Source organism: Pleomorphochaeta sp., assembly GCF_050031695.1.
In the GTDB taxonomy this organism is placed as follows: domain Bacteria; phylum Spirochaetota; class Spirochaetia; order Sphaerochaetales; family Sphaerochaetaceae; genus Pleomorphochaeta.
The window spans coordinates 1-8143 of sequence record NZ_JBNAIC010000032.1 but is presented as its reverse complement, the minus strand read 5'-3'; the positions used below and the strand labels follow the sequence as shown (position 1 = coordinate 8143).

At 24.0% G+C, this 8143-nt stretch carries 8 protein-coding genes and 1 pseudogene; 6 read left to right on the top strand and 3 right to left on the bottom strand.

Translation table 11 applies throughout. The annotated features are described in order from the left end of the window. Window positions 1-677 precede the first annotated feature (677 nt). From ACPKM0_RS06230 to ACPKM0_RS06205, 6 genes and pseudogenes are all read left to right on the top strand, one after another. Window positions 678-1481: a TIGR04255 family protein gene (locus tag ACPKM0_RS06230; RefSeq protein ID WP_472474338.1), complete on the top strand. Its 804-nt coding sequence runs from the start codon at window positions 678-680 to the stop codon at window positions 1479-1481. Then, window positions 1478-2191: a hypothetical protein gene (locus ACPKM0_RS06225; RefSeq protein ID WP_472474336.1), complete on the top strand. Its 714-nt coding sequence runs from the start codon at window positions 1478-1480 to the stop codon at window positions 2189-2191. The genes ACPKM0_RS06230 and ACPKM0_RS06225 overlap by 4 nt, the downstream gene beginning before the upstream one ends. 2 nt (window positions 2192-2193) lie before the next feature. Continuing rightward, a complete protein-coding gene (locus ACPKM0_RS06220; RefSeq protein WP_472474334.1) occupies window positions 2194-2886 on the top strand; it encodes a hypothetical protein in 693 nt (230 codons plus the stop codon). A gap of 61 nt (window positions 2887-2947) precedes the next feature. Further along, on the top strand, window positions 2948-3184 hold the full coding sequence (locus ACPKM0_RS06215) for a hypothetical protein (protein ID WP_472474332.1): 237 nt from the start codon (window positions 2948-2950) through the stop codon (window positions 3182-3184). Window positions 3185-3559: 375 nt separating this feature from the next. Further along, window positions 3560-4096 (top strand): annotated as a pseudogene (locus tag ACPKM0_RS06210) (AAA family ATPase); the annotation flags it as partial. A 243-nt stretch (window positions 4097-4339) separates the two neighbouring features. Further along, window positions 4340-4888 carry a DUF234 domain-containing protein gene (locus ACPKM0_RS06205; protein ID WP_472474341.1) on the top strand — a complete coding sequence of 183 codons (549 nt, stop codon included), beginning with the start codon at window positions 4340-4342 and terminating at the stop codon, window positions 4886-4888. A 91-nt stretch (window positions 4889-4979) separates the two neighbouring features. Here the strand turns inward: ACPKM0_RS06205 and ACPKM0_RS06200 are convergent, their stop codons facing one another. The 3 genes from ACPKM0_RS06200 to ACPKM0_RS06190 all read right to left on the bottom strand — a co-directional run bounded on the left by ACPKM0_RS06200 (window position 4980) and on the right by ACPKM0_RS06190 (window position 7986). After that, complete coding sequence (locus tag ACPKM0_RS06200) at window positions 4980-5153, bottom strand: helix-turn-helix domain-containing protein (protein WP_472474339.1); 174 nt, start codon at window positions 5151-5153, stop codon at window positions 4980-4982. A gap of 489 nt (window positions 5154-5642) precedes the next feature. Next, the gene (locus tag ACPKM0_RS06195; protein WP_472474330.1) at window positions 5643-6809 is read right to left on the bottom strand and encodes an AAA family ATPase; all 1167 of its coding nucleotides are present in this window, start codon (window positions 6807-6809) and stop codon (window positions 5643-5645) included. A 259-nt stretch (window positions 6810-7068) separates the two neighbouring features. Beyond that, entirely contained in the window at window positions 7069-7986 is a 918-nt protein-coding gene (locus ACPKM0_RS06190) for a DMT family transporter (RefSeq protein WP_472474328.1), read from the bottom strand. Between the last annotated feature and the right edge of the window lie 157 nt (window positions 7987-8143).

Sequence of the window (8143 nt, the reverse complement as noted above, 5' to 3'; positions counted from 1 at the left end):
AAGTAATAGGGCTTGAAAAATTGCTTATTATTGCTGAAAAAACACTTGATGAAGATGTAGCAAAGAATACGAGAAAAATCAGACGTTCAATGTTCAAAAGACGCTGCAGAAAAAATACTACAGCTGATACTTATAATAAATATTGCTCAACTTTCCTTTAACTAGAATATTATTTTAAGAATCATCTATTAGACTTAACCATTTAAAAACATGGAAATAATTCTTTAATTGATTTTAACAAAGGCAAATAGAACACTAAAAAATAATATAATATTTTCATACTTCGCTAATGAAGATCTCAATAACCTTTTGATATGCTATTAGCATCAATAATTGCGGCAATTTTTATTGTAATCATTTTCATCTTCTTTAAAAGATACTTTACCTGTGAACAATTACAGGTACAGCAAATGAATAAAATTTATCATAAAACTTCTTTTACAAAAGTTTTTCAAAACACCTTATCTAAACTCACACAAAACTCTTTAACATTAACACTCTTTTCATAGCCAGAGTGTTAATCTGATTCATAATATGGGTTACAATTGGTTTTTATAGTTATTTTCAAATTAAAAATCATGCATACATTTAAAAGAATCTATTATTATATTGATGATGTTTTTTCTTGAAAAAGTGTAAAAATTAGTGTAAAGTAAAGATGTAATAGAGGTGGTATTATGGAAGTTAAGTTAAATAATAATCCAATTAATACTTGTATTTTGCAGATTAAGTATTCTCCTTTACTTGTAATTGAATCTAAATTAGCCATTTTACAAGATAAGTTCAGAAAAACAGGATATCCTAATTATTTAGAAATAGAAAAAACTAGTATAAAATTAAATGAAGAAAATAAAGAACAAAATACAGAAAAAGAAAAGAATTGGGTTTTTTATAATAAAGATGATAAAAATAATTTAGAATTCATTATTTTAAACAATCGACAATTAACTTATCAAGTTAACTATTATAGTTCATTTGAAACCTTTTTATCAAAATACAAAACAATCTTAGATATATTCTCACATTTAGTAGATTTAACTAAAGGTACTCTTATCGAAAGAATTGGATTAAGATATGTTAATAGTTTTGAAGGAATCGATAGCTCAAAAAGAAATTTAAAACAGCAGTACCAAGGTATAGATTTAAGTCATTCAATTACTCCTTTAGACACTTTATTAATAAATAGCAGTATAAGAGGTCCAATTAAAATAGGTGAAAATGATATTTCAAATCTACTTTTGCGAATTTATCAAAACGATATGGGTATAAAAACACCAATGAATGTATTTTCTTTAGAAAAAAATATACCTAAGCCTAATAATATAATTACATTTTTAGATATTGATCAAATAATTCATTTTATAGACTTGCAACTAAAAGATTTAAATTTAATATATGACTATACTAAAGAATTAAATAATAATGCATCTAAAATATTTTTTAATGCTATTACTAAAGATGCAATAGAGGCATTCAAATGATGAATATATGCAACTTAAATAATACAATAAAACAAACAACACCTATTTTTGGTGAATTTGATATTGAATTAAATAATACATCTACTAATCTTGATTCTAAGGAATTTTGTATTATAAAACCTAAATTAGGAAATAATAAAACTGGCATAATCAAAAATCTTATTTCAAATCAAATTGATAATATTATAATTTCTCAATTTAAAGAAAAAAATAATATTTGGTCTTCTGCAGATTTTTATTATGCTTTGAGTAATAAAAATATCATTAGTAAAGCAACTAATATAGGACGAGATGAAAATAAACTATTATCTTATCAAAATACATTAGTGAATTCTAAAAAGTATTTAGGATTAAGCGTTGCAGCTTTATCTACTTTACTAGATGTCACTAGACCAACTATATATGCTTATTTAAATGGGAATGAACCTAAAGATAAATCTTCAGATTCAATTATCATTAAATTAAACAAAATTATAAATATTGTCACTAAAGATTATTCTTTAAAATCTTTTTCTACTATATTCAAAAGAAGAGATGAGAACGGAGAAACTTTAACAAGCTACTTAAAAAAAGAAAATGCCAATTATTTAGATTTTGTACAATTTTTATGCAAAGCAGAAGTCTCAAGACAAAGTAAAATTGTTAGGATTTCGTCAAAAAATAAAAGCAATCTAGAAAAATTTTCTGTACCTATATTATATGAGGATTAACAATGGGCTTACTTCAGGGAGATTATATACATTATCAAGATGCTAATTATAAAGATTGTGATACATACATCGTAATTTCTCATTCTTGTGATATTGATCGACCTAAAGAAAAAGAACCATTCATTGAACTTTTACCTTGCCATTTAATAGAACAAATTGATGGTAATACTAAAAATGGAAAAACTGCACGACAGCTAAATTTTGAGACAAACTTAAATGGTAAAGAGTATTTATATAATATAATAGCATCTGAAAAAATTTTTGTTGAAAAATCTAAATTAATTAATATTAAAGCAGAAAAAAAAGTAATTTCTAATTTAACACTATTCATCTTACAGAATTGGCTAGCTGCACGTTATAGAAGAGAATCTTTACCTGAATCTATTAATAACTTGTTCAGAAATGTACTTAAATTACCTAAAAAATTAAATAATTATAAAATGGATATCAGTGCAATATTCATAGATGTAGATAAAGCAACAGAAACGTATGAAGTTTTTTTTGTTATTAATACTGAAATTATGAGTTCTGAAAGTAAAGTCGAAAATTTTGTCAAATCATTAAATACTACAATACAGAAATATTCTGAATATAAAAATAATGTAACAATTACTCCTAGAATAGATCTTGATTTTAATTATAATGAAGTTTCAAATTATACTTACTATAATTTAGATTATCTATGTGAAGAGTAATTAAATAAATAAACTAATTTTACAAAAATAATAAATTAAATTCTAATTTTATGAGAGGTGTGTGCGGATATTCTTTTTAAACTTAATAACTTTATTATTTTCATCAAGAAACTGTTCTAAAGTATATTTTTCATATACCTACTTGTTAGCTTTTCGACTAGTTCCAACTCTTGATAAAGCTTTTTCTATTGCTTTTCTTCTATTTCTTTTAGCTTTATCTGCATATTCTCTGCTATATATAATTATTTGTTTTTCGTTAATTGATTGTATTGTAATACTTCCATCTTTTAAAGAATAAATTGAAACTACTCTTAGTTTAATTTGAGACTTAATCTTAAATAATTGTATATAGCAATCTAAACCTGCTAAGCAAAATCAAGAGAAAAATGAAAATAATTACTTATTATTAGCAGCTAAATTATTCATATTAAAATAGATCAGATTAATAATAATTTTCACAACCTTTTTTTATTGATGATTTTTATTATTTCTTAAGAAATGCAAAGCATTGACTCTTTTATAAAATAGTCTAACCAAAATTAGACTAATTTAAATTAGACTATTTAGAAAGTAATATTATAATTGTAATATTGTTATAGAAGGTGGAGTTATGTTTGTTGGTAGAAAAGAAGAATTATAGCATTTAAATACTGAATATAATAATAAACATAGTTTTGTTGTTATATATGGACGTCGTAGATGTGGAAAGACAACCTTAATTCAAAAATTTATTGAATCAAAAGAATCCATATTTTTCCAAGCTACTGAGGATGAAGATATTATCAATATATCCAATTTTATCAATTCGATTTATTTAGCTACAAATAATCCTTTATTAAAAAATTATAAAGCAGAATCTTGGGAAGACGCTTTTAATATTTACATAAACACTATTGATAAAAATAAAAAAAACATATTAGTAATTGACGAATTTTCATACTTAGTTTCAAAAAATAAAGCTTTCCCTTCAATACTACAAAAAATATGGGACTTATCATTATCTAAGTCTGATATAATGCTTATTATATGTGGGTCTTTAGTTTCAATAATGAAATCAAGTTCTTTAGATTATAATTCTCCACTATATGGGAGAAGAACAAGCCAAATCAAAGTAGATCAACTACCTTTTATTGATGCTGTTAAAATGATGAATAGTAAAACCTTTAAAGATCAAGTTAGATTATATTCAATAACCGGGGGAATCCCTTTATATTTAGAATTAGTACAAAATAATAACATAGAATCATTTGTCAAAAATACTTGTTTTAAAACCAGTGGATATTTATATATTGAACCAAATATTTTATTAAAGCATTCTTATAATTTAAATAATTCATATCTTTCCATTATTAATGCAATTGGTAAGGGTTATACAAGACCATCAGAAATTGCAAGTTCATTAAATAAAAAAACAAATGAAATTAGTCCAGCTCTTAGGCTCCTTGAAGAACAGTTGATAATAAAAAAAGAAATACCAGCTACGGAATCTAAAAAAAGCAGAAAAGGTATTTATGTAATTAATGATAATTTTCTTAATTTTTATTTCCATTTTATAAAACCTTATGAATCCCAAATAGATAGAGGATTATATTCTCAAGTATATAATCATTTTAATGAAATTTTTTATTATCAATTTCAAGGGAGAGCCTTTGAAAAAATATGTAGACAATTATTTATTTCAGAAATAAAAAACAATAAAATTGATTGGGCACCTTTTACATTAGGATCCTATTTCAATAGAAATCATTCAATTGAAATTGATATAGTCTCAATTGATAATGAAACAAACAAGTTATTTTTAGGTGAATGTAAATTCTTTAAAACAAAACTCGTTGACATCAATATTTATAATAAGTTAGTTGAAAAATCTAAAATCTTTACAGAATATGAAAAAGTATATGGGTTATTTTCTGTTACAGGGTTTAGTGATGAAGTCTTAAACTTAGCAAAATACAATAAAAACATATTACTTTTTAATGAATATAGAATAATAAACAGATAAATTAGTTAACTTCAGAGAAAGGTGGTAGTTAAAGTGGATACTATTAGTAGTTTATTTAGAGAATATTCACTAAATCACTTTTTTCAAAAAATCAGACAAACGAAATTTTTATTTTTTTACCTATAGCATTAGCTACTTTTTCTAAAGTAGATATCTTTATATCTTCTGCATGATTTTCCATTCTTGAAATAGTACTCTTAGTTGTATTTGTTCTTAAAGCAAGCTCTTGTTGAGTAATTCCATTATTTAATCTCGCTTCTTTAATAAATACTCCAATTTTGAAATTTTCATAACCATCCCAAAAATCTTCTTTAGAAATCTGTTCCTTTTTTAAACGATTATCTGATTATTTAGTATTTAAGTCACCATCAATAAGTGCTTAAGTCACCACTTATAAAATATGCAATAAGTTGTTAAGTCACCACCTAAAAACAAGAATTATAATTCAATATGTTTTATTGTTTCTTTATATATTTTTAGAGTGTCGAACTATAATAGCTGTAGCATCAAATATAATTAAATCTATAGCTGATGTTATACAATTATAACCGTATATCGAATAAAAAGATTGCTGGAAATACCTCAAAACATTTTATCTTTTGCAATAGCATGCAATGCGGTGACTTAACGGCTCGTTGATGGTGACTTATTATTTTATTTAGTTCTAATTATTGCTAAAAAGACTGGTGAATAAACAACTTATAAGAGGTGACTTATTTGGTAAATAATCAATTATCAATATATTTATCTAAATTTAATTCTTCCTTTTGCATAAAGCCCTCTTGATATTTTGCATTTGTTCATAACTAGGTGCGGTATTACCAAAATAATTAGATAATAAAATATCACTTTTTTTAACATCATTACGGTTTATAACCGAAGCAAATTTTACTAATTTTAAATTATAGTTTTCATCTTTTGTTGATACATAAATAGCGTCTTTTCTATTTATTGAATCTAAAATTTCAAGATAGTGTGTAGTAAATACCAGAACAGATCCAAATTTATTAATTTTATCATCCATAAATAATTCGATTAGAAATTCAACCAATGTTTTATTTAAATGTGCTTCTAATTCATCAACAATAAAATAACCTACTCCTTCTGATTCAAAAAGCGTTGTAATTAAATTTAATAAAACTGTTCCTTTTATAGTACCAGAGGATAATAATCTAAATTGTTCACTCACATCCATAACTTTATAATTATGCATTTTCTTCTTAAATTTAATTTTTATATTATCTTTTTCCTTAAATTCAACAGTTTCTAAACTATCATCAAATAAATTAAAATAAACTTTATCATAATTCATGCCTTTAACTAGTGCATTTAAATTAGTGTTATCAATAAAAGGGATAAATCTTAGATAATGTTGGTTAGTAATCTTTATAATCATACTATGATTATTATTTAGCATTGATTGTTCGTCTATTTTCAAAGTATTCCTTTCAAAGATTATTTGTGAATCATCCCACATAAATACATCAGTTTTCTTCTTTACCTCTGAAATTAATTTTTTAAAGATAAATTCATTTTTATAATAAAATGCTTTATTTTGCATAAATAGTTCAGCAGAATCTTGATTAACACCTATAATACTTTTTAACCTAAATATCTCATCATTTATTAATATATCAATTATTATTTCAGAGTTTTCCTGAAACAGAGAATATTCAACTTTTTCATCTTTTAATACTGTATTATCTTTTAATAAATTAAATGCAAATTTCATTAATCTTAAAGAAAGAGTTTTACCTGTAGCATTTATTCCAGCAATCGAAATAACCTTTTGTCTATTTAGAGTAGTTGATTCTTTATACACTTCTTCTTTATTTACAACCCTATCAGTAGCAACAAAATCAATTACTAAATTTTCTTTATATAATTTAATATTCCTAAATTCAGTCCTTAACACTTTCATAATATAATCCTTTAATCTAATTTAAACTAACATTTAAAGCATAACTCTATTATAATATTTTATAAACATAAAAAACGATTATAATATTAAATATATATTATTATTGATTAAAAATTTAGTAAAAAAAACATAATATATGTTTTATTTTTTTATAATTATAGCAACAAAAGCTATTTAGGAGGATGTAATTTAAAATATATTACAACTGTATTTAGCATTTTAGCACTATTTTTATAGTTTAAAAAATGAGTTATATCTCTTAACTAAAGTCTTCAACTCTTATATTTTTATCTTGCTTCTTGGTTTTACTAAATCTAGTTAGATCCATTTCTGATAAGAAAATGGTTGTAAGTATTAATAGTCCACCTAAAAGAAGATTAGTAGTATAATCTTCTATTCTAAATAGAACAGAAAAGAGAGAACCAAATAAAGATTCCGTTGATAAAATCATTGCAGCTTTGGCTGATGAAGTATGGCGCTGTGAGAATGTTTGAATAAAGTAGCAAACACATGTGCATACAACACCTAGATAAAGTGTTGATAATATTCCTAATTTATAATCTGTTATAGTTACTTCAAAACCTTCAAATGCTCCAAAGACAAAAAATGCAAATATTGTAGCTCCTATCATCTGTAAAAAGGTCATTTTTATTACATCTACTTTTTTAGATACAATATCTAAATATGCTATATGAAGTGCAAAGAAGAAAGCACATAAAAGTGTTAAGCTATCCCCTTTTGATAAACTTATTCCATTTTCAGGAGAATAAGATAATATAGTAACACCTAAAAAAGTAAACAAAGGTAAAATAAAGAATTTTAGCTTTGGCTTCTTTTTAAATATAAACATTGTAATAAAGGGAACCATTATTACATATGTTGCTGTAATAAAAGCATTGTTTGATGGGGTTGTATATTTTAACCCTATAGTTTGAGAATAGAATGCTATAAAAAGAATAGCCCCTGCAATAAGGCCATATTTCATCTCTTCTTTTGTTATAGTTTTTATTTTTTTATAGAAAGCTATAAATAAAATAATACTCGCAATAGAAAAACGAGTAAGTAATATAAGGGAAGCACTCATGTTACTATCTATTGCATATTGGCTAAAAACAAAGCCACTTCCCCATAAAATTGCAGTTAAGATTAATGTTAAATCTGCAACTGTTGATTTCATATTTTTATCCTTTCCTATTTGTATTTTATATTTGACTATAAAAACAAATTAGTTCATTTTCCTAAGTTTCTATAATTTCATTATTATTTTCACATTATATAAATATCACACAAAAAGCTACAGCATTAATAATAAATGTACATAATTATTAAGTTAA